The organism is Lentzea tibetensis, assembly GCF_007845675.1.
In the GTDB taxonomy this organism is placed as follows: Bacteria; Actinomycetota; Actinomycetes; order Mycobacteriales; family Pseudonocardiaceae; genus Lentzea; species Lentzea tibetensis.
Map to the genome: position 1 here is coordinate 35,109 of NZ_VOBR01000013.1, position 20,176 is coordinate 55,284.

A 20,176-nucleotide genomic window follows, 5' to 3' on the forward strand; every position below is an offset into this window, starting at 1 on the left:
TCAAGTGCAAGGGTTGCGGGGCCGTCTCTTGTGGACGGCCCCGCGCCTTTGTCGCAGGAGGACGATCGTGTACGTGGGGGCTCTGGAGCTGGACTTGCTGCTCGGCGACGTCCACTCGCTCAAGGAGAAGCGCTCGGTGGTGCGGCCCGTCGTCGCGGAGCTGCGCAAGAAGTTCGAGGTGGCGGCCGCCGAGGCCGGTCACCAGGACCTGCACCGGCGCGCGCTCATCGGGGTGGCGGCCGTGGCCGCTGACGCCGAGCATGTCAGGGACCTGCTCGCCGCGTGTGAACGGCTCGTGGCGGGAAGGCCCGAGGTAGAACTGCTCTCCACCCGGACGCGCATCGTCGGGCCGGAGGACGACTAGGAAGGGGAGGCTCGTGGCCGACACGGCACGCGCCCGCAAGCTCGCCAAGCGGATCTCGCAGATCGTCGCTTCGGCACTGGAGCACGAGGTCAAGGACCCGCGTCTCGCACGGGTCACGATCACCGACACCAAGGTGACCGGTGACCTGCACGACGCCACCGTCTACTACACGGTGCTGGGCGAGAAGCTGGACACCGAGCCCGACTTGACCGGTGCCGCCGCGGCGCTGGAGAGCGCCAAGGGCGTGCTGCGCTCGATGGTCGGCGCGCAGACGGGTGTCCGGTTCACGCCGACGCTGACGTTCGTCACGGACACCGTGCCGGACGTGGCGCGCAAGATGGACGAACTGCTCGCCCGCGCCCAGGCCGCGGACGCCGAGGTGGCGCGACTCGCGTCCGGTGCCCGTCCGGCGGGCGAGGCGGACCCGTACAAGGCACCGCGCGAGGCGTCCGACGACGAGGACTGAGCACCGGCACAGGGGTGGCGTGCGGCGATCGGACTGGGTCAGCGGCTAACGTCTTCGTGTGGCTGACGACCTGAGTACCAATCTGGCCGACGCGGCGCGCCTGCTCGCCGAGGCCGACGATGTGACGCTGCTGGCCCACATCAACCCGGACGCGGACACCCTGGGCAGCGCACTGGCCGTCGGGCTGGTGCTGCACCGCCGCGGTGTCCGGGTCCGGGTGTCGTTCGGTGAGCCGGACGTGGTGCCCGAGTCGTTGCTGTCGCTGGACTTCGCCGGTCTGCTCGTGCCGCCGTCCGAGGTGCCCGCCGCGCCGCCGCTGCTGGTCGTCATGGACACCGGCAGCCTCGGGCGGCTCGGGCCGCTCGGCGACCGGGTGCAGGGCACGATCGACGCCGGTGGTCAGGTGATCGTGGTCGACCACCACGTGTCGAACACGCGCTACGGCACGTTGCACGTGATCGACGAGAAGGCCGAGGCGACCGCGCTGATCGCGTTGCGGCTGCTCGACGAGCTGGACGTCGAGCTCGACGAGCCGGTCGCGCGGTGCCTGTACGCCGGTGTCGCGACGGACACCGGTTCGTTCCGCCACGCGGGGCCCGCGGTGCACGAGGTCGCCGCCCGGCTGCTGGCGACCGGCGTGGACGCGGAGAGCGTGCTGCGGCCGTTGATGTTCGAACACCCCTTCGCGTACCTCGGAATGCTGTCGAAGGTGCTGGGCCGCGCGGGACTCGACCGCGACGCGGCCGGTGGTCTCGGGCTCGCGCACGCGGTGGTGACCCTGGAGGACGCCCGCGGCCTGCGCAGCGAGGAGGTCGAGAGCGTCGTCGACGTCGTCCGATCCGTTCGCGAGGCCGAGGTGGCCGCGGTGTTCAAGGAGCTGCGCCCCGGTTTCTGGTCGGTGTCGCTGCGCGCGGTGTCGCGGGTGGACGTGCGGCACGTGGCCCAGCGGCTCGGCGGCGGCGGGCACCGGCTCGCGTCCGGGTTCACCTTCGAGGGGACGTCCGAGCAGCTGCTGGCGGAGCTGCGGAAGGCGCTGGAGTCATGACGCGAACAGGAAGCCCGCGGCTGCTGCGGGAGATCAACGACCGCGCGGCGATCGAGACGCTGCTGCGCACCGGCCCCATGACGCGCTCCGAGCTGGAGGAGGTCATCGGCCTGTCCAAGCCGGCGACCGCCCAGCTGCTCGCGCGGCTGGAGGAGGACGGCATGGTCGTCCGCACCGGCCTGCGCGGCGGCGGCCGCGGCCCGCGCGCCCAGATGTGGGCCGTCAACGGCAGCGTCGCGCACGTCGCCGCCGTCGAGCTGACCCCGGACTCGATCGACGTCGCCGTCGCGGACATCACCGGCGCCCTGCTCGCCGAGCACAGCGCACCCATGCCGCGCGAGCACGTGCTGGAGTCGTTCCGCGACATCCTCGCCAAGGCCGCGTCGCTCGCCGGCCTGCAGCTGGACGAGCTGAGCCAGATCGTCGTCGGCACACCCGGCGCGGTCGACCCGGTGACCGGCCACCTCGGTTTCGCGCCGCACCTGCCCGGACTGGACGGCTTCGACCTGCCGGGCCGGTTGCGCGAGCTGTTCGGCACGTCGGTGAGCGTCGAGAACGACATCAACCTGGCCGCGCTGGAGGAGATGAGCTCCGGCCGCGCGCAGGACGTGCGGAACTTCGTGCTGTTCTGGCCCGCCGACGAGATCGGCGCCGCGGTGGTCGTCAACGGCGAGCTGCTGCGCGGCGTCACCGGCGGTGCAGGCGAGGTCGACTCGATGCAGGTGCCCGGCGGCCGCTACGGCGACCAGGTCGACTCCGACGCGATCGTCGCGCTGGCCGCGTCGCACGGCATCACCGCCGGGTGCGGGCTGGAGGCGGTGAGCCACGCGCTCGAGGTCGGCAAGGAGGGGCGCGAGTTCCTCAAGGACCTCGCGCACCGGATCGCCATCGGGCTGGCCAACGTGGTGTGCGTGCTCGACCCCGAGCTCGTGCTGCTGTCCGGGGCGCTCGCGCTGGCCGGTGGTGAGACGTTGTGCGATCTCGTCGCCTCCGAGCTGCGGGCGCTCGTCGTGCCTCGGACGCCGGTGCAGATGGCCTCGGTCACCACGCACCCGGTGCGGTCCGGAGCTTTGCACTCGGCTTTGTCCGTCGCTCGCGAGAGGGCGTTCGGCACCACGGGCTGAGTGTGGGTGCGGCCCTGTGGACAACTGGGGCTTGAGCGGCCGGAATTGTCGGTGCTCGCTGGGAGAATGGAATCAGGGTGCCCCTGGGCGGGGACCCCTGCGTGAGCATGGGGCGCGGCTTGGTGCGCGGGATGAGCTTGGGGCCGTGGCTTAGGGCGCGGGGTGAGCTTTGGGCGCAGCTTGGTGCGCTGAGGGCGCGGGCGCCCGTTCGCGAAGGCTCGGGGTCGCACGCTCGGGGACGCGAGGCTTGGCCCGCCGGGCGTGTTCGGCGCCACGGCATCACCGCCACGGTCCCGTGTTCTACTCATTTCACCTGATCGGGGGGATGAGTGTGACTGAGGCAAGGGTGCCCGCGCGGCAGGTCGCCGCACTGGCTCTGCCCGCGCTGGGGGTGCTGGCGGCCGAGCCGCTGTACGTCCTCGTGGACACCGCGGTGGTGGGCCACCTGGGCGCGCTCCCACTGGCGGGCCTCGCGCTCGGCGGCGTGGTGCTGACGCAGATCGCGGCCCAGATGACGTTCCTGTCCTACGGCACGACCGCGCGGGCGTCGCGGCTGCACGGTGCCGGGCGGCGGCAGGACGCCGTCGAGGAAGGCGTGCAGGCCACCTGGCTCGCGCTGGCGGCCGGGCTCGTGGTGCTCGTGCTGGGCCAGCTGTTCGCCGGACCGATCTGCCGGGTGCTGGCCGGTGGCGGTGAGGTGGCGGACGCGGCGGTGTCGTGGCTGCGGATCGCGTTGTTCGGGGCGCCGTTCATCCTCGTGACGATGGCGGGCAACGGCTGGATGCGCGGCGTCCAGGACACCCGCAAGCCATTGCGCTACGTGCTCGTCGGCAACGCCCTGTCCGCGGTGCTGTGCCCGATCCTCGTGCACCCGGTCGGGTGGGGACTCGAAGGTTCGGCGGTGGCGAACGTCGTGGCGCAGGTCCTGTCGGCCGGGCTGTTCTTCCGGGCGCTGTTCGCGGAGCACGTGCCGCTGAAGCCGCGGCCCGCGCTGATGCGCGAGCAGCTCGGCATGGGGCGTGACCTGGTGCTGCGCGGCCTGGCGTTCCAGGCCTGCTTCATCTCGGCTGCGTCGGTGGCGGCGCGGACGTCGATCGAGGCGGTGGGCGCGCACCAGGTGGTGCTGCAGCTGTGGACGTTCCTCGCACTCGTGCTCGACTCGCTGGCGATCGCGGCCCAGTCGCTCGTCGGGGCGGCGCTCGGTGCGTCGCAGCGGGAGCGGGCGAAGAGCCTCGCGTGGCAGGTGACCGGCTACGGGCTGGTGTTCGGGATCGGGCTGGGCGTCGTGTTCGCGGCGCTCGCGGGTGTGCTGCCGAAGGTGTTCACGACGGACGCGGGCGTGCTCGCGGAGATTCCGCACGCGTGGTGGTTCTTCGTTGCGCTGCAACCGATCGCGGGGGTGGTGTTCGCGCTGGACGGTGTGCTGCTCGGCGCGGGCGACGCGGCGTTCATGCGGACCGCGACGCTGCTGTCGGCGGCGCTGGGCTTCCTGCCGCTGATCTGGGCGTCGCTGGCGTTCGGCTGGGGCCTGACCGGGATCTGGACCGGGCTGGCGGCGTTCATGGTGCTGCGCATGATCGCCGTCGTGTGGCGCACCCGGTCAGGGCAGTGGGCCGTGGTGGGAGCGATCAGGACTTGACCCGTCTGCCGAGCATCGCGCGGCGGATGACGAAAGCGACGATCGGGAGTGCGGCGACAGCGGCCGCGACGGGCCCCAGAGCCACGTAGGCGAGTGCTACGAGGGCTAGTGCGGCGACCGCCTTGATGATCGCGAAGCGTGACCTTGTTTGTGCGCGAACGAGTGACCCCATGCGCATCAGGGTGACATGCAATCGCTTGCAGTGATGTCCGCCGAACGGCCGCTGTGGCGAACACCACGGCATGCAATCGTTACCAAAGTTGTTGTTTAGGCGATGTAACTAATGACAATCCCACTCCGACCTGGGGAGAGTGTCGCCTTGACGGTCACCGATCGCGCCCGCAAGCAAGCGTGGCTGATCTGGTCCACCGCCGTCGTCGTCTACATCGCCGCCGTCTTCCACCGCTCCACGCTCGGCGTGGCCGGGCTGGAGGCGAGCGAGCGGTTCGGGCTCGGACCCGCCGCGCTCGGCACGTTCACCGTGCTGCAGATCGGCGTCTACGCCCTCATGCAGATCCCGACCGGGTTGCTCGTCGACCGGTTCGGCCCGCGCCGCGTGCTCACCGCCGCCGCCCTGCTCATGGGCACGGGACAGGTGCTGTTCGCCATCGCGGACTCCTACCCGCTCGGCCTCGTCGCCCGCGCGGTCCTCGGCGTCGGTGACGCCATGACGTTCGTCAGTGTGTTGCGACTCGCCGCGGCGCACTTCTCGGCCCGCCGGTTCTCGCTGATCGTGTCGCTGACCGCCGCGCTCGGCGGCGCCGGCAACCTGGTCGCGACGCTCCCGCTGACGTTCATGCTGTCCCGCTTCGGCTGGACGTGGGCGTTCCTGCTGGCGGGCGTGCTGACCGCCGCGTACTCCGTGATCGCGCTGTGGCGCCTGCGCGACGTGCCCGACGGGGTCACGGCGCCCGTGCAGGAGCCGGTCCCGCTGCGCGGGGTGCTGCGCAAGGTCGCCGAGGCGTGGGCCGTCCCCGGCACGCGGCTCGGGTTCTGGGCGCACTTCTCGACCATGTCGACGCCCGCGATCATCGGCCTGCTCTGGGGTTTCCCGTACCTCGTGCAGGCGCAGGGCATGTCGCCGGAGGCCGCGTCCACGATGCTCGGCCTGCTGGTCATCGGCGCGATCATCGCCAGCCCGATCATCGGCGCGGTCTTCTCCAAGCGCCCCGAGCTGCGGATGCCCATCGCCGGGGCGTTCGTCGCGGCGGCGATCGTCGTGTGGACCGTGCTGCTCGGCTGGCCGGGCGGTGTCGTGCCGATCCCGGTGCTCGGGGTGGCGTTCCTCGTGCTGACCGTCGGCGGCCCGATCTCCGGCGTCGCGTTCGCGCTGGCCCGCGACTACAACCCGATGCAACGGGTCAGCACGGCCAGCGGCCTGGTGAACGTGGGTGGCTTCACAGCGGTGACCATCGGGGCGCTGAGCGTCGGCGTGCTGCTGGACCTCGCGGACGGCCTCGCGCCGCAGCAGGCGTTCCGGATCGGCCTCCTGGCCTGCTTCGGCGTGCTGCTGCTCGGCACGTGGCGGATGCTCGTCTGGTGGCGTCGCACGCGCGCCGAGGTGTTCGCCGCCGAGGAACGCGGCGAGACCGTACCCGTGCGGCTGCGCCGCACCCGGTGGGACGCGTCGTCGCGTCAGGCCACCGCCGCCTAGGATCTCCGCCCGTGAAGCTTCCTGTGGCGCCCGGACTTGTCGTCGTCGACAAGCCGGACGGTATGACCTCCCACGACGTGGTGGCGAGGGTTCGCCGCATTCTCGGCACCCGCAAGGTCGGGCACGCGGGCACGCTGGACCCGATGGCGACCGGCGTGCTCGTGCTCGGTGTCGAGCGGGCGACCAAGCTGCTCGGTCACCTCGCGCTCGACAGCAAGGCCTACCTGGCGACGATCAGGCTCGGCGCGGCGACCACGACGGACGACGCGGAGGGCGAAGTTCTGTCCACTGTGGACGCATCCGGTGTGGACGAGGACGCGATCCGCGCGGGCGTCGCCGAGCTGACCGGCCCGATCCAGCAGGTGCCGTCCGCGGTGTCCGCGGTGAAGATCGACGGCAAGCGGGCCTACGCGCGGGTGCGCGCGGGGGAGACGGTGGACATCCCGGCCCGGCCGGTGACCGTCCACCGGTTCGACGTGCTGATGGTGCGCCGCGTCGACAAGACGACCGAGCTCGACGTGATGGTCGAGTGCTCGTCCGGGACCTACGTGCGGGCGCTGGCCCGCGACCTCGGCGCGCGGCTCGGCGTCGGCGGGCACCTGGGTGCGTTGCGGCGCACCAGGGTCGGCCCGTTCGACCTCCGCGTGGCGCGCACGCTGGAGCAGCTGGAGGCCTCGCCCGAGCTGTCGCTGGACCTCGACGCGGCCGTCGACACGGCGTTCCCGCGCCGGGAGATCGACCCGCTGGAGGCCTCCGCCCTGTCGCACGGGCAGCGGCTGGCGGCGGGCGGGTTCGACGGCACCTACGGCGTGTTCGGGCCGGACGGTCACGTGATCGCACTGGTCAAGGACGAGGGCGCGGTGGCGAAACCGGTCGTGGTCCTCAGCCCGGCTGGCTAGGTTCGCGTCATGCGACCTCGACCGGCCGATCGGAGTGCTCGTGCAGAACGCGGCCACCGGGCTGCCCGCCGCGGACCCGACGTAGGCTGATCGTCGTGCAACGCTGGCGCGGACTCGATCATCTTCCAGGCGGCTGGGGCCGGTGCGTGGTCACCATCGGCGTCTTCGACGGTGTCCACAAAGGCCACCAGGCCCTGATCGGCCGGGCCGTCGAGCTGGCCAGGCAGCGGGGTGTGCCGAGCGTGCTCATGACGTTCGACCCGCACCCGTCCGAGGTCGTGCGGCCGGGGAGCCACCCGGCGCAGCTCACCACGTTGCGGCGCAGGGCCGAACTGGTCGAGCGGCTGGGCGTGGACCACTTCTGCGTGCTGCCGTTCACCGTCGAGACGTCCCGCATGCCCGCGGACGAGTTCGTGCACGAGGTGCTGGTCGAGCGGATGCACACGGCGGCCGTGGTGGTCGGCGAGAACTTCACCTTCGGGCACAAGGCCGCGGGTAACGTCGCGCTGCTGCGCCAGCTGGGGCAGCGGTTCGGGTTCGTCACCGAGGGAGCAGATCTGGTGAGCGCAGACGAGGTCACCTACTCGTCCACGTACATCCGCGCGTGCATCGACGCGGGCGACGTCCGGGCCGCCGCCGAGGCGCTCGGCAGGCCGCACCGGCTGGAGGGCATCGTCGTGCGCGGCGACGGGCGCGGCAAGGAGCTCGGGTTCCCGACCGCCAACCTGTCCACGGCCAAGTTCGCCGCCATCCCCGCGGACGGCGTCTACGCGTGCTGGTTCACCGACGCGGCGGGCAAGCAGCTCAAGGCCGCGGTGAGCGTGGGGACGAACCCGACGTTCTCCGGACGGGAGCGACGGGTCGAGGCTTTCGTGCTCGACGTCGACGAGGACTACTACGGCCAGCGGGTGTCGCTGGACTTCGTCGAACGGCTGCGCGAGATGGAGAAGTACGACTCCGTCGAGGCGCTCCTGGAACAGATGCACCGGGATGTAGACCGATCGAGGGAACTGCTCGCCGAGTCGTGACCGTCATATCAGGCGAACCGCACATCGGATGGCACTTCGCCTGGCAGGATGACGGCGGACACCGGGGCTACGGGAGAGGCGAAGGTGGAGGACCACAAGATCGTTCAGCGCAACCTGGCTCTGCAGCGGGAGTGGTACGGAGAACCGCTCGGCGACCGGGTGCGCCGGCTGGTCGTGGCCTTCAACGTCTCGCAGGCCCAGCTCGCGGACGTGCTCGGCATCAGCGCGCCGATGCTCAGCCAGGTCATGAGCGGTCGCCGCGCCAAGATCGGCAACCCGGCGGTGCTGGCCCGCATGATCATGCTGGAGCGCAAGGTGCTCACGCCGGACGTCGCGACCGGCGCGCCCGAGGCGTTGCAGCGCGCACTGGACGACGTGCGCGAGTCCAAACCCACCGTGTCGCGCGACTCACTGCCCGTGAACGGTGACGAGGCCGCGATCTTCCCGGTGCTGCGCAACGTCGCCGACCGGGCCGAGCTCATCCAGGCGGCGGACATGCTGCACGAGGACTTCCCGCAGATCGCTGAACTGCTGCGCCGGGCTGGCCGCAGCCGTTGACCAAGCTCTTCACCGCTCTCTTCCCGCCACCCGAGGTGGTGGCCGAGTTGGACGCGGTGCTCGACCGCAAGAGCGCGAAGCTCAGGTGGGTCAAGAAGGAGAAGTGGCACGTCACGCTCTGCTTCCACGGCCCGACGGCGGACCTGAAGCGCTTCCACGCGCTCGCCGGTCAGCCCGCGCCGACATTGAGGCTCAGCGGGTTCGGCACCTTCCGGGGCGACGTCCTGTGGGCCGGCGTCGAGGGTCAGTTGAATGACTTGGCCGCGGCAGCGGGCGCGGACGACAATTGGCAGGCGCACCTGACGATCGCGCGCGGCTACCGGAAACAGCCGCTGCCGGAGTTCACGGGCGCCGCGTGGACGGCCACCGAAGCCGTCCTCATCAGCAGCCACGAAGGCGCGTACGTGCCGATCGCGCGGGTGGGCTTGAGCACGTGAACAGGCCCCTGCGGGGATCGCCTGATAACCTTCCCAGTTGAGTCTGGCTGCGTTCCGTGGCGGCCAGTACCGACTACCCCCGTCCGGAACTCCGAGACGCGGGGCCGCACGGAATCGAAGTTCAAGGAGAAACACCAAGTGGCACTGACCACTGAGCAGAAGAAGACCATCCTCGGCGAGTACGGTCTGCACGACTCGGACACCGGCTCCACCGAGGCCCAGGTCGCCATGTTGAGCAAGCGCATCGCTGACCTCACCGAGCACCTGAAGCAGCACAAGCACGACCACCACTCCCGTCGGGGTCTTCTGCTGATGGTCGGCCGTCGCCGCCGTCTGCTGAACTACCTGACCAAGGTGGACATCCAGCGCTACCGGTCGCTGATCCAGCGCCTCGGCCTGCGCAGGTGAATCGTCCCGAGGGGGAGTGACCGGCCGGTCACTCCCCCTCGGCGTACAACCGGGTGTATACAACCCCTGGTTGCAAAGAGGAAAAAACAGGGCCCCGCACGCGCGAGCAGTTCGCCGGTCCTCGGTAGTGGCCCCCTGGCTCACAGGAGAAACCCAGGGGACTTCGATCGAAGACCGGCCTCGTCAGACGCGCTGCGGTGTCCAAAAGACGAGGAGTAACAAGTAAATGACGGACATCGAGGTCCACGAGGCGACTGCCGTTATCGACAACGGCAAGTTCGGCTCGCGCACCATCCGTTTCGAGACCGGTCGCCTGGCCCGCCAGGCCGCCGGCAGCGTCGTCGCCTACCTGGACGACGAGACCATGCTGCTCTCCGCCACGACGGCGTCGAAGCAGCCCAAGGAACACTTCGACTTCTTCCCCCTCACGGTGGACGTCGAGGAGCGCATGTACGCCGCGGGCCGCATCCCCGGCTCCTTCTTCCGGCGTGAGGGCCGCCCGTCCACGGACGCGATCCTCACCTGCCGCCTGATCGACCGTCCGCTGCGCCCGTCCTTCGTGGACGGTCTGCGCAACGAGATCCAGGTCGTCATCACGGTCATGAGCCTCAACCCGGCCGACCTGTACGACGTCGTGGCGATCAACGCCGCGTCCGCGTCCACGCAGCTCGCCGGCCTGCCGTTCTCCGGCCCGATCGGTGGCGTCCGCGTGGCGCTCATCGAGGGCCAGTGGGTCGCGTTCCCGACCTACGAGCAGCTCGAGAAGGCCGTGTTCGACATGGTCGTCGCGGGTCGCGTGGTCGACTCCGGTGACGTCGCGATCATGATGGTCGAGGCCGAGGCCACCGACAACGTGATCGACCTGATCGGTGAGGGCGCTGTCGCCCCCACCGAGGAGGTCGTCGCCGCCGGTCTCGAGGCCGCGAAGCCGTTCATCAAGGTCCTCTGCGAGGCCCAGGCCCAGCTGGCCCAGGTCGCCGCGAAGGCCACCGGTGAGTTCCCGACGTACCCGGCCTACCAGGCGGACGCCTTCGAGGCCGTCGAGTCGGCCGCGTCGGGCGAGCTGGCCCAGGCGCTCACGATCGCGGGCAAGGCCGAGCGCGAGAGCAAGCTCGACGAGATCAAGGCCGCGACGCTGGAGAAGCTGGCCGAGCAGTTCGAGGGTCGCGAGAAGGAGGTCGGCGCCGCGTTCCGCTCGCTGACCAAGAAGCTCGTGCGCCAGCGCATCCTGCGCGACAAGGTCCGCATCGACGGCCGCGGTCTCACGGACATCCGTGACCTCGGCGCCGAGGTGGCCGTGATCCCGAGGACGCACGGCTCGGCGCTGTTCGAGCGCGGCGAGACCCAGATCCTGGGTGTCACCACGCTGAACATGCTGCGCATGGAGCAGCAGATCGACTCGCTCGCTCCCGAGACGCACAAGCGCTACCTGCACCACTACAACTTCCCGCCCTACTCCACGGGTGAGACGGGCCGCGTCGGTTCGCCGAAGCGCCGCGAGATCGGCCACGGCGCGCTCGCCGAGCGCGCTCTCATGCCGGTCCTGCCGAAGCGCGACGAGTTCCCGTACGCGATCCGCCAGGTCTCCGAGGCGCTGAGCTCCAACGGCTCCACCTCGATGGGCTCGGTCTGCGCGTCCACCATGTCGCTGCTGAACGCCGGTGTGCCGCTGAAGGCGCCGGTGTCCGGTATCGCCATGGGCCTGGTGTCCGACGAGGTCGACGGCGAGACGCGCTACGTCGCGCTGACCGACATCCTCGGCGCCGAGGACGCGTTCGGCGACATGGACTTCAAGGTCGCAGGCACCAAGGAGTTCGTGACGGCTCTCCAGCTCGACACGAAGCTCGACGGCATCCCGTCCGAGGTGCTGGGCCAGGCTCTCGGCCAGGCGCGCGACGCGCGACTGACGATCCTCGAGGTCATGGCCGAGGCCATCGACCGCCCGGACGAGATGAGCGCCTTCGCTCCGCGCGTCACGTCGGTCAAGATCCCGACTGACAAGATCGGCGAGGTCATCGGCCCGAAGGGCAAGATGATCAACTCGATCACCGAGCAGACCGGTGCCGACATCTCCATCGAGGACGACGGCACGATCTACGTCGGTGCGGCGGACGGCCCGTCGGCCGAGGCCGCGATCGGCATGATCAACGCGATCGCGAACCCGCAGCTGCCGAAGGTCGGCGAGCGCTTCCTGGGCACCGTGGTGAAGACCGCGGCGTTCGGCGCGTTCGTCTCGCTGCTGCCCGGCAAGGACGGTCTCGTCCACATCTCGAAGCTGGGCAACGGCAAGCGCATCGCGAAGGTGGAGGACGTCGTCAAGGTCGGCGACAAGCTCCGCGTCGAGATCGCCGACATCGACCAGCGCGGCAAGATCAGCCTCATCGTCGTGAACGAAGAGGACGCCGCGAAGCCTGCCGACGAAGCGCCCGCCGCTGAGGCGGCTGCCGAGGCGGCCCCCGCGCAGTGAGCGTGACTGACAAGAACGGGACGGCCGCGGGTGCAACCACCCGCGGCCGTCCGCGTCAGGGAGCACCGGGGCACCTGCAGAAGCCCGGCACCACACGGGTGCTGGAGAGCTCGGCGGGGTCCGAGGTCCGGCGCAGCATGCTGCCGTCGGGCTTGCGCGTCATCACCGAGCGGATCCCGAGCGTGCGGTCGGCGTCGGTGGGGCTGTGGGTGCAGGTCGGGTCGCGCGACGAGCGGCCCGAGGTCGCCGGTGCGGCGCACTACCTCGAACACCTGCTGTTCAAGGGAACCGCGCGGCGCACCGCGAAGGGCATCGCCGAGGAGATGGACGCCGTCGGCGGCGAGCTGAACGCGTTCACCGCCAAGGAGCACACCTGCTACTACGCGCACGTCCTCGACGAGGACCTGCCGCTGGCACTGGACCTGGTGTGCGACGTGGTGTTCGAGGCCGTCTGCGGCCCGCGCGACTTCGAGACCGAACGCGGCGTGGTGCTCGAGGAGATCGCCATGCGCGACGACGACCCCGAGGACCTGCTGCACGACGCGTTCGTCGAGGCGCTGTTCGGTGAGCACGCGCTCGGCCGTCCCGTGCTGGGCACCGAGAAGTCCATTCAGGACATGGAGCGCGACGCGCTCTACACGTTCTACAAGAAGCGCTACACGCTGCCGCGCATGGTGCTCGCCGTCGCGGGCAACATCGAGCACGCGCAGGTGATGCGCCTGGCGCGCAAGGCGATCGGCGACCGGCTGTCCACCACGGGCAGCGCGGTGGCGCCGAGGACCGGCCGCGCCCGCATCCCCGGCGCGCGCAAGTTGGTGCTGCACACGGACGACACCGAGCAGGCGCACCTGATGCTCGGCGTGCGCGCGCTGGATCGGCACGACGAGCGCCGGTTCGCGCTGAACGTCCTCAACGCCGCGCTCGGCGGTGGCATGAGCTCCCGGCTGTTCCAGGAAGTGCGCGAACGGCGCGGCCTGGCGTACCAGGTGTACTCGTCGGTCGGCCTGTACGCCGACACGGGCACGCTGGCGGTGTACGCGGGCTGCCAGCCGGACCGGCTCGGCGAGGTCGCGTCGGTCGTCCGCGAGGTGCTGCTGGACGTCGCCGCGAACGGCATCAGCGAGGCCGAGGTGGTCCGCGGCAAGGGCCAGCTGCGCGGGGCGCTCGTGCTGGGCCTGGAGGACACCAGCTCACGCATGTCGCGCATCGGCAAGAGCGAGCTGAACTACGGCGATCACCTGAGCGTCGAGCAGACGCTGGAGCGCATCAACGCGGTCACCGCGTCCGATGTGGCCGCTCTCGCACGTGATCTGCTGCGCCGACCCGTCGCGGCGGCCGTGGTCGGCCCTTACGATCACGCCGACGATCTTCCCTCCCAGGTTCACGAGGTGATTGCATGATCCGCGTCGGAGTCATCGGCGCGCGGGGCCGCATGGGCGCCGAGGTGGTGCGCGCGGTCGAGGCGGCGCCGGACGCGGAGGTCGTCGCCGCGATCGACGCCGACGACCCGTTGTCCACGCTGACCGAGGCGGGCGTCGAGGTCGCCGTCGACTTCACGCATCCCGGTGTCGTGATGGGGAACCTGGAGTTCTGCGTCGCCAACGACATCCACTGCGTCGTCGGCACGTCCGGCTTCGACGGTCCGCGGCTCGAGAAGCTGACGTCGTGGCTGGCGCCGAAGCCGTCGCTCGGTGTCCTGATCGCGCCGAACTTCGCGATCGGCGCCGTGCTCTCCATGCGCTTCGCCGAGCTGGCCGCGAAGTACTACGACTCGGCCGAGGTCATCGAGCTGCACCACCCGCGCAAGCTGGACGCCCCGTCCGGCACCGCCGCGCACACCGCGCGCCTCATCTCGCAGGCCCGCGCCGCCGCGGGTGTTCCGGCGATGCCGGACGCGACGGTCGAGGAGCAGCTGGGTGCGCGCGGCACGCTGGTGGAGGACGTGCGGGTGCACTCGCTGCGCATCTCCGGCCTCATCGCGCACCAGGAGGTCGTGTTCGGCCAGGAGGGCGAGACGCTGACGATCCGGCACGACTCGCTGGACCGGAAGTCGTTCATGCCCGGTGTGCTGCTGGCCGTGCGCGAGGTGGCGAAGCACCCCGGCCTGAGCTTGGGGCTCGACAAGTACATGGACCTGTGAAGACCAGGATCACCGCGTTCGTGCTGACCGCCGCACTGGCGGTCTACTTCGTGCTGCTCACCGGCCGCGCGATCGCGTTGATCGGCACCGGCGAGCTGGTCGGCATCGCGCTGGGCATCGGCGTCCTGCTGCTGCCGCTCATCGGCGTGTGGATCGCGTGGACGAACCTCAGGTTCGGCTACCAGACGGAGAAGATGGCGCGGGAGCTCGCCGACGAGGGCGGCCTGCCCGACGACTCGGACCTCCCGCGCCGCCCGTCCGGCCGCGTCGACCGCGACGCCGCCGACGCGTGGTTCGAGGAGCGCAAGTCGGAGCTGGAAGCGGCACCGGAGGACTGGCGCGCGTGGTTCCGCCTCGCGCACGCCTACGACCTCGCCGGTGACCGCCGCCGGGCCCGCGACACCATGCGCCGCGCCATCGAGCTGCACACGCCTTAGTGCTTGATGAGGGGAGCTTTCATCAACCTCAGGTTGATGAAAGCTCCCCTCATCAACGTGCGATTGACAAAAGAGTTTTGAACGTTCAAAGTTGTTTTTATCATGAGAGACGTCCTCTACCTGGAGCAGGTCGAGCAGGCCGAGACCCTGCTCAAGCCGCAACGCATCGAGGTGCTGCGGCAGCTCGCCGAGCCGCGCTCGTGCACCGAGGTCGCCGGCATCCTCGACCAGACCCCGCAACGCGTGCACTACCACGTGAAACGCCTGGTGGAAGCCGGTCTGGTGACGCAGGTGGCCGAGCGGAAGATCCGCGGCGTGCACGAGGGCGTGTATCAGGCGAGCGCGCGGTCGTACTGGCTGTCGCCGCGCCTGGTCGGCCGCATCGGCGGGTTGCGGCGCACGCAGGACGAGCTGAGCCTCGGCTACCTGCTGGACCTGATGGAGGAGGTCCAGGAGGACGTCGCCGCCCTCGATCCAGCTTCGCCCGAACTGCCGTCCATCGGGGTGTCGGGTGAGATCAGGGTGCGCCCCGAGCACCGGCAGCTGTTCCTGAACGACCTGCGCAGCACGCTCCAGGACCTCTTCACGCGCTACGGCGGAGCCGAAGGGGACGCGTTCAAGCTCGCCGTTGCCTGTTATCCCAAGGGAGACGACCGATGAGTGAACCGATGAAGTTCAGCGTCCGGGTGCAGGCCCCGGCGCGCAGGGTGCTCCACGCGCTCACCGACGCCGCCGAGATGCGCGTCTGGCTCGCCGAGCACGCCGAGGTGGACCTGCCGCACACGTACGCGTTCTGGGGCCGCTACACGCCGGAAGGCGATGCGCCGCACCAGCGTCCGCTGCACGTCGACGACAGCACCGTCCGCTTCGGCTGGTTGATCGACGGCGAGGACACGACCGTCGAGCTCAGGCTCGCGGAGCACGAGGACGGCACGATCATCGAGCTGTCGCAGAGCCACTACCCCGGCTGGAAGGTGGCGGTCCAGGAGGTCAGCATCCGCGGCGCGCTGCACACGTACTGGGCGTTGTCGATGGCGAACCTGATCGACCACGTCGAGGGCCGCCCGCTCATGCCGAAGGTGGACTTCACCTCCACGGACCTGACCGCGGAGGTGCTGATCGGCGCGTCCCGGCAGGATGTCTACGACGCGCTGATGGACCCGGACAAGTTCAGCCGGTGGTTCGGCGCGAAGGTCGGCATCGAGCCGTGGGTGGGCGGCCGGTGGGCGATGGGCGGGTTCGAGAACGAGCCGCAGCCCGCCAAGATCATCGACCTGGAGGAGGGCCGCAAGGTCGCCATCCAGTTCGCGGACGGCGAGGTCTCGGCGTGGGAGCTCGAGGAGTCGAACGGCAAGACGCGGCTGACGTTCGTCCACAGCGGGTTCGACGAGGGCAAGCCGTCGTGGGGTGCGTGGATGGGCTGGCTCAGCGGGATCGCCGAGCTGCGCCGGTTCCTGGAGATGGACGACTGGCGCTCGGTGTGGGTGTCCGAGGACATCCCGGAGCTTCCGAAGGACATGCTGGCGACAGAATCGTCTTAGGCTGAATGATCGGGTGTCAGCAGACGGGTGAGAGCCAGATCATTCGGTTCTCACCCGTTTGCGCTTTGATCTGTCCGGAAGAAACTCGATAACTTGAGGTTCGTGTCTGAGAACGCCCGACTCACCGTCGCCTGCCTCGTCATCCTCACCGCGGTCACCATGTCGATCGTCATGGCCTAGGCGATCCAGCCCGCGAACAGCGCGGGGGAAGCGGCGAGGAGCGTGAACCGGGCGAAGCGCCCGATCGCTCCGGTGGCCACGAAGAGGCCCGTCGACATCCCCGCGAACCCGGCCAGCACGCTGGTCGCCATGAACGGCGGAACGCCGACCACGGAGCTCACCGCGTGCGTGCCGAACATCCACTGCGGATGGCGGTGGCAGCGGTCGCGCACCCACTCCATCCACCGCAGCCAGCGGCCCTTCGGCTTGTCCGGATCGCGGTCCTTCTTCTTGCGCTGCAAGAACTTCGGCAGGTGGAGGTCGCCGCGCGCGGCGTAGAAGTACAGCAGCTTGCCCAGGACCTGTCCCGCCGCGACGGCCGCGCCGACGAGCCAGTAGGACAGTCCCGGTTGTTGCGTCGCCAGGCCCAGCACGAACATCTCGATGCTGATGAGAGGGATGATCGCGGAGCCGAAAGCGATGCCGAAGGTCAGCGCCATCCAGGCAATCACCCGGCCGAGGCTACCAACGCCTCACTCGGCGAGTTGTAGCGACAGGTCTCCGGACACTCGAATTTCGCGCAACGGACGTCCGCCCGCGTCCAAAGTGCGTACGGTCCCATCGGCCATCCAGCCCACCCGCTCGTAGAACCCCTTCGACGCCTTGTCTGCCTCGGGGATCCACGCGATGCCGCGCGTCGCGCCCTGCTCCCGCGCCGCCTCGGCGGCCGTGGCGAGCAGCCGGCCCGCGTGGCCGCGACGGCCCCAGCGCGGCTCGACGAGCACGGTGACCAGCACCGTCGTCCCGGCGTCCGCGGGCAGCGAGCCGTCGGCCTTCGCCGTCTCCTCGGCGGGCGCGAGTCCGATCACGCAGTAGCCGACCGTCCAGTCGCCCTCGGTCGCGACGAGCACGGTGGCGTGCTCGACGGCGTCCCGCCACGCGTCCTGCGCGTCGATGCCGTCGAGCACTTCTCGCGGCAGCAGCTCCGCGTACGCGACGCGCCAGGTGTCGCGGTGGATGCGGGTGATCTCGGGAACGTCCTGCGCGGTGGCTGCGTGGACGCCAGCGTCGGCCATGCGCGAACCCTATGGGATCACCAGACCGGCCTCGTACGCGGTGATCGCCGCCTGCACGCGGTTGCGCGCGCCGAGCCGCTGCATGATCGTCGTCATGTAGGTCTTCACGGTGCCCTCGACCAGGTGCAGGCGCCGGGCGATCTCCGCGTTGGACAGTCCCGAACCCACCAGCGCGAGCACGTCGCGTTCGCGGGCGGTGAGCTCGGCCGTGCGTGCGCGGGCGGCGGTGGCGCGTTCCAGACCGCCGCCCAGCTCGGTGATCACCCGGTGCGCGATGCGCGGGGAGAGGCACGCGGCGCCGTCCGCGACCGCGTGCACACCGGCGATCAGCTCACGCGGATCGCCCGCCTTGAGCATGAACCCGCTCGCACCGCCCGCCAGCGCCCGCGCCACGTACGCGCCCTCGTTGAACGTCGTGAGGATGACGACCCTGGTGTCGGGCAGGAGCCTGCGGATCTCGGTGAGCGCGTCGAGCCCGTCCAGCTCGGGCATCTGGACGTCCAGCAGCGCCACGTCCGGGCGGTGCTTCAGCGCCTCGTCGACGGCCGCGCGCCCGGTCGCCGCCTCGGCCACCACCTCGATGCCGGCGTCGGCGCCCAGAATCGCGGCGATGCCCGCGCGGATCATGCCCTCGTCGTCGGCCAGCAGCACGCGGATCACCGGAACGTCGCCCTCACCTCGAACGTGCCGCCCGCCTGGCGCACGCGTTCCTCCAGTCCGCGCAAACCGTTGCGCACCACCACTTCTTGGTCGTCGAGGGTGACCTCGACCGGTTCGCCCGGCGCGTGCTTGGCGGCGTTCGTCAGCGCTTCGCGGACGACTTCGTAGGCGAGCGGGTGACCCGATGTGCCGGTCACGGTGACCGGCACACCCGACGCCTTCGTGCGTTCGACGAGGTCCTGCAGGGTGTCGTCGCGCAGCAGCGTGACGACCTCGTGCAGCCGCTCGGTCGCCTGCGCCGCGCACTCGCGAAGCGCGGCGACGGCTTGCTGGTGCTGCTCGGTGAGTCCCGGCGAGACCTCCAGCGCGCCCGCGCGGACGGCGATGAGCGCGAGGTCGTGGCCCAGCGAGTCGTGCGCCTCGCGGGCGATGCGGGTGCGTTCCCGCCGCGCCGCCTCTCGTGCGTCCTGGCGCAGCCGTTCGGCCAGCTCGAGGTGCTGACGGCGGTATCGGCCGACGAACCACGGCGCCAGCACGGTGAGCGCGGCGCCGCCGAGTGCTTCGGAGACAGCCACGTAGTTGCCGGCCAGCAACACCGTTGTGGTCACCGCGACGATCGCCGAGGCGACCAGGAACCGCGTGCCCGCCACGTGCCTGCCGACCAGGTAGCCCGGCACGAGCAGGAGCAGGCCCAGCAGCACGCGCGCGGGCGGGACGTGCGCCGTGGTGCCGTGCAGCGTGTTCCACACCGTCACGGGCACGCTGACCAGCAGGAGGATCCCCAGTCTCACCCTCGCCACGCTACAACCCGTGCGGTGATCGTGGCCGCGCCCGCGAGTGCGCACGCGGCCAGGAGGATCACGACGGTCGGCGTCAGGTACAGCAGCTGCGCCCAGGTGACCGTGCGGCGGGTGAGGAACTCGACGAACGGCAGGTACGCGGGGAGCGCGGCGATCGGCAGCAGGTGGGGGAGGGCTCGCCAGCGGGCGCGGTCGCGTCGTGCCGTGCGGATGCCGCGGGTCCCGAGTGCGAGCGCACCGAGCGCGAGCAGGCCGAGCACCAGGTCGATGAGCCACAGGACGGGCTCGGGGGCGGTGGGGGCGCGGCCTTCCGCCTGGGCCAGCAGGGCTTCCACGATCGGGTACGACTCGTCCTGCAACGCGGCGGAGTTGGTCATGACGACGACGCCGTAACCGCTGTCCGTGAACACCTGCGCCGCGGTGTGGGTGAACAGGTTGCCGCCGTGCCGCTTGCGTCCGGGTTCCCTGGTGTCCCAGCCCATCGCGTAGTCGCCGCCGGGCGGGGCGGTGTGCAGGGTGCGGAGGCCTTCGGCGGACACGATGCCCGGCTTCCGCTGCGCGATCAGCCAGCGGGCCATGTCGTGCGCGGTGCTGGTGACCGAGTCACCGTCGAAGCCGGGCAGCTCGGGGCGCGGAACCCAGACGCCGTAGAGGTGGATGTGCCCGTCCGGTGTGCTGCCGCCGATCTTCGTGCTCGTCATGCCGAGCGGCGTGAACACGTTGTCCCGCATGTAGTCCGCGAACGGGATGCCGCTCACGTGCTCGACCAGTCGGGCGGCGATCGTGTAGTTCGGGTTGTGATAGCGGAACTTCTCGCCCGGCTCGTTCTTCAGCTCGGCCGTGGCGAGTGCTTCGACGGCTTCCCGCAAGGAGCTCGACTTCTCCACGCGGTCGACGTCGGTGGTCTCGTCGGCGAGCCCGGAGGTCTGGTTGAGCAGCTGGCGCACGGTGATCTTCTCGCCGCGCGGGTCCTTCGTGGTGAACTCGGGGAGCTGGTCGTGGACCGGCCGGTCCAGGTCGATCTCGCCGCGGTCGACGAGCTGGACGACGGCCGTCGCCACGAACGACTTGCTGAGCGAGGCGATGCGCATCGGCGTGTGCTCGGAAACGCCGTAGCCCTTGGTGAGGATCACCTCGTCGCCCTTCGTGACGGCGACCGCCACGCCGGGAAGTCCGGTGGCTTCGACGTGCTCGGTGACGATGTGGTCGGCGGTGGGCGCGGTCAGTGCCGCGGTGAGCGCTAGTGCGACGATCATGGTGTCGACGCTAGGAAC

The 20,176-nt window shown here is 70.4% G+C and carries 23 protein-coding genes; 17 read left to right on the plus strand and 6 right to left on the minus strand.

Annotated elements, in window-relative coordinates; all coding sequences use genetic code 11:
• The first annotated feature begins 67 nt into the window (after positions 1-67).
• The 5 genes from FKR81_RS20890 to FKR81_RS20910 all read left to right on the plus strand — a co-directional run bounded on the left by FKR81_RS20890 (position 68) and on the right by FKR81_RS20910 (position 4,638).
• Complete coding sequence (locus FKR81_RS20890) at positions 68-364, plus strand: DUF503 domain-containing protein (protein ID WP_146353797.1); 297 nt, start codon at positions 68-70, stop codon at positions 362-364.
• 13 nt (positions 365-377) lie between these two features.
• Entirely contained in the window at positions 378-830 is a 453-nt protein-coding gene (gene rbfA / locus FKR81_RS20895; protein ID WP_146353798.1) for a 30S ribosome-binding factor RbfA, read from the plus strand.
• 58 nt (positions 831-888) lie between these two features.
• Positions 889-1,875, plus strand: a complete 987-nt coding sequence (locus FKR81_RS20900; protein WP_146353799.1) for a DHH family phosphoesterase — start codon at positions 889-891, stop codon at positions 1,873-1,875.
• Positions 1,872-2,999 (plus strand): ROK family transcriptional regulator, encoded by a 1,128-nt coding sequence (locus FKR81_RS20905; RefSeq protein WP_146353800.1) that lies wholly within the window; start codon positions 1,872-1,874, stop codon positions 2,997-2,999. Before FKR81_RS20900 ends, FKR81_RS20905 begins: the two co-directional genes overlap by 4 nt.
• A 325-nt stretch (positions 3,000-3,324) precedes the next feature.
• Positions 3,325-4,638, plus strand: coding sequence for an MATE family efflux transporter (locus tag FKR81_RS20910; RefSeq protein ID WP_146353801.1), 1,314 nt, complete (start codon positions 3,325-3,327; stop codon positions 4,636-4,638).
• Here FKR81_RS20910 and FKR81_RS20915 read toward each other — a convergent pair.
• Complete coding sequence (locus tag FKR81_RS20915) at positions 4,628-4,810, minus strand: hypothetical protein (RefSeq protein ID WP_146353802.1); 183 nt, start codon at positions 4,808-4,810, stop codon at positions 4,628-4,630. The two genes, FKR81_RS20910 and FKR81_RS20915, sit on opposite strands and share 11 nt — an antisense overlap.
• 147 nt (positions 4,811-4,957) lie before the next feature.
• Here FKR81_RS20915 and FKR81_RS20920 point away from each other — a divergent pair, with 147 nt between their 5' ends.
• The 12 genes from FKR81_RS20920 (at position 4,958) to FKR81_RS20975 (ending at position 16,207) form a co-directional block, all read left to right on the plus strand.
• Positions 4,958-6,292, plus strand: a complete 1,335-nt coding sequence (locus FKR81_RS20920) for an MFS transporter (protein ID WP_235921672.1) — start codon at positions 4,958-4,960, stop codon at positions 6,290-6,292.
• 11 nt (positions 6,293-6,303) lie between these two features.
• Positions 6,304-7,191 (plus strand): tRNA pseudouridine(55) synthase TruB, encoded by an 888-nt coding sequence (gene truB, locus FKR81_RS20925; RefSeq protein ID WP_146353804.1) that lies wholly within the window; start codon positions 6,304-6,306, stop codon positions 7,189-7,191.
• 95 nt (positions 7,192-7,286) lie between these two features.
• On the plus strand, positions 7,287-8,219 hold the full coding sequence (locus FKR81_RS20930; protein WP_146353805.1) for a bifunctional riboflavin kinase/FAD synthetase: 933 nt from the start codon (positions 7,287-7,289) through the stop codon (positions 8,217-8,219).
• An 84-nt stretch (positions 8,220-8,303) separates the two neighbouring features.
• Positions 8,304-8,777 carry a helix-turn-helix domain-containing protein gene (locus tag FKR81_RS20935; RefSeq protein WP_146353981.1) on the plus strand — a complete coding sequence of 158 codons (474 nt, stop codon included), beginning with the start codon at positions 8,304-8,306 and terminating at the stop codon, positions 8,775-8,777.
• Positions 8,774-9,214, plus strand: a complete 441-nt coding sequence (locus FKR81_RS20940; RefSeq protein ID WP_146353806.1) for a 2'-5' RNA ligase family protein — start codon at positions 8,774-8,776, stop codon at positions 9,212-9,214. Before FKR81_RS20935 ends, FKR81_RS20940 begins: the two co-directional genes overlap by 4 nt.
• A gap of 138 nt (positions 9,215-9,352) precedes the next feature.
• Positions 9,353-9,622 carry a 30S ribosomal protein S15 gene (gene rpsO, locus FKR81_RS20945; protein ID WP_146353807.1) on the plus strand — a complete coding sequence of 90 codons (270 nt, stop codon included), beginning with the start codon at positions 9,353-9,355 and terminating at the stop codon, positions 9,620-9,622.
• A 226-nt stretch (positions 9,623-9,848) separates the two neighbouring features.
• Positions 9,849-12,089: a polyribonucleotide nucleotidyltransferase gene (locus FKR81_RS20950; protein WP_146353808.1), complete on the plus strand. Its 2,241-nt coding sequence runs from the start codon at positions 9,849-9,851 to the stop codon at positions 12,087-12,089.
• 2 nt (positions 12,090-12,091) lie between these two features.
• Complete coding sequence (locus FKR81_RS20955) at positions 12,092-13,489, plus strand: M16 family metallopeptidase (RefSeq protein WP_146353809.1); 1,398 nt, start codon at positions 12,092-12,094, stop codon at positions 13,487-13,489.
• Positions 13,486-14,229 carry a 4-hydroxy-tetrahydrodipicolinate reductase gene (gene dapB / locus FKR81_RS20960; RefSeq protein WP_146353810.1) on the plus strand — a complete coding sequence of 248 codons (744 nt, stop codon included), beginning with the start codon at positions 13,486-13,488 and terminating at the stop codon, positions 14,227-14,229. Before FKR81_RS20955 ends, dapB begins: the two co-directional genes overlap by 4 nt.
• Entirely contained in the window at positions 14,226-14,666 is a 441-nt protein-coding gene (locus FKR81_RS20965; protein WP_146353811.1) for a hypothetical protein, read from the plus strand. The genes dapB and FKR81_RS20965 overlap by 4 nt, the downstream gene beginning before the upstream one ends.
• Positions 14,667-14,768: 102 nt before the next feature.
• A complete protein-coding gene (locus FKR81_RS20970) occupies positions 14,769-15,326 on the plus strand; it encodes a winged helix-turn-helix domain-containing protein (RefSeq protein WP_146353812.1) in 558 nt (185 codons plus the stop codon).
• The gene (locus FKR81_RS20975; RefSeq protein ID WP_146353813.1) at positions 15,323-16,207 is read left to right on the plus strand and encodes an SRPBCC family protein; all 885 of its coding nucleotides are present in this window, start codon (positions 15,323-15,325) and stop codon (positions 16,205-16,207) included. Before FKR81_RS20970 ends, FKR81_RS20975 begins: the two co-directional genes overlap by 4 nt.
• A gap of 176 nt (positions 16,208-16,383) precedes the next feature.
• Here FKR81_RS20975 and FKR81_RS20980 read toward each other — a convergent pair whose 3' ends face one another.
• Genes FKR81_RS20980 through FKR81_RS44370 form a run of 5 tightly spaced genes read right to left on the minus strand, consistent with a single transcriptional unit; the run spans position 16,384 to position 20,158 of the window.
• Positions 16,384-16,878: a YqaA family protein gene (locus FKR81_RS20980; RefSeq protein WP_186763083.1), complete on the minus strand. Its 495-nt coding sequence runs from the start codon at positions 16,876-16,878 to the stop codon at positions 16,384-16,386.
• 21 nt (positions 16,879-16,899) lie between these two features.
• Positions 16,900-17,442: a GNAT family N-acetyltransferase gene (locus FKR81_RS20985; protein ID WP_146353814.1), complete on the minus strand. Its 543-nt coding sequence runs from the start codon at positions 17,440-17,442 to the stop codon at positions 16,900-16,902.
• A gap of 9 nt (positions 17,443-17,451) precedes the next feature.
• The gene (locus FKR81_RS20990; RefSeq protein ID WP_146353815.1) at positions 17,452-18,102 is read right to left on the minus strand and encodes a response regulator; all 651 of its coding nucleotides are present in this window, start codon (positions 18,100-18,102) and stop codon (positions 17,452-17,454) included.
• Positions 18,099-18,893 carry a sensor histidine kinase gene (locus FKR81_RS20995; protein WP_222598348.1) on the minus strand — a complete coding sequence of 265 codons (795 nt, stop codon included), beginning with the start codon at positions 18,891-18,893 and terminating at the stop codon, positions 18,099-18,101. Before FKR81_RS20995 ends, FKR81_RS20990 begins: the two co-directional genes overlap by 4 nt.
• Positions 18,890-20,158 (minus strand): serine hydrolase domain-containing protein, encoded by a 1,269-nt coding sequence (locus FKR81_RS44370; RefSeq protein ID WP_146353817.1) that lies wholly within the window; start codon positions 20,156-20,158, stop codon positions 18,890-18,892. The genes FKR81_RS20995 and FKR81_RS44370 overlap by 4 nt, the downstream gene beginning before the upstream one ends.
• Positions 20,159-20,176 lie beyond the last annotated feature (18 nt).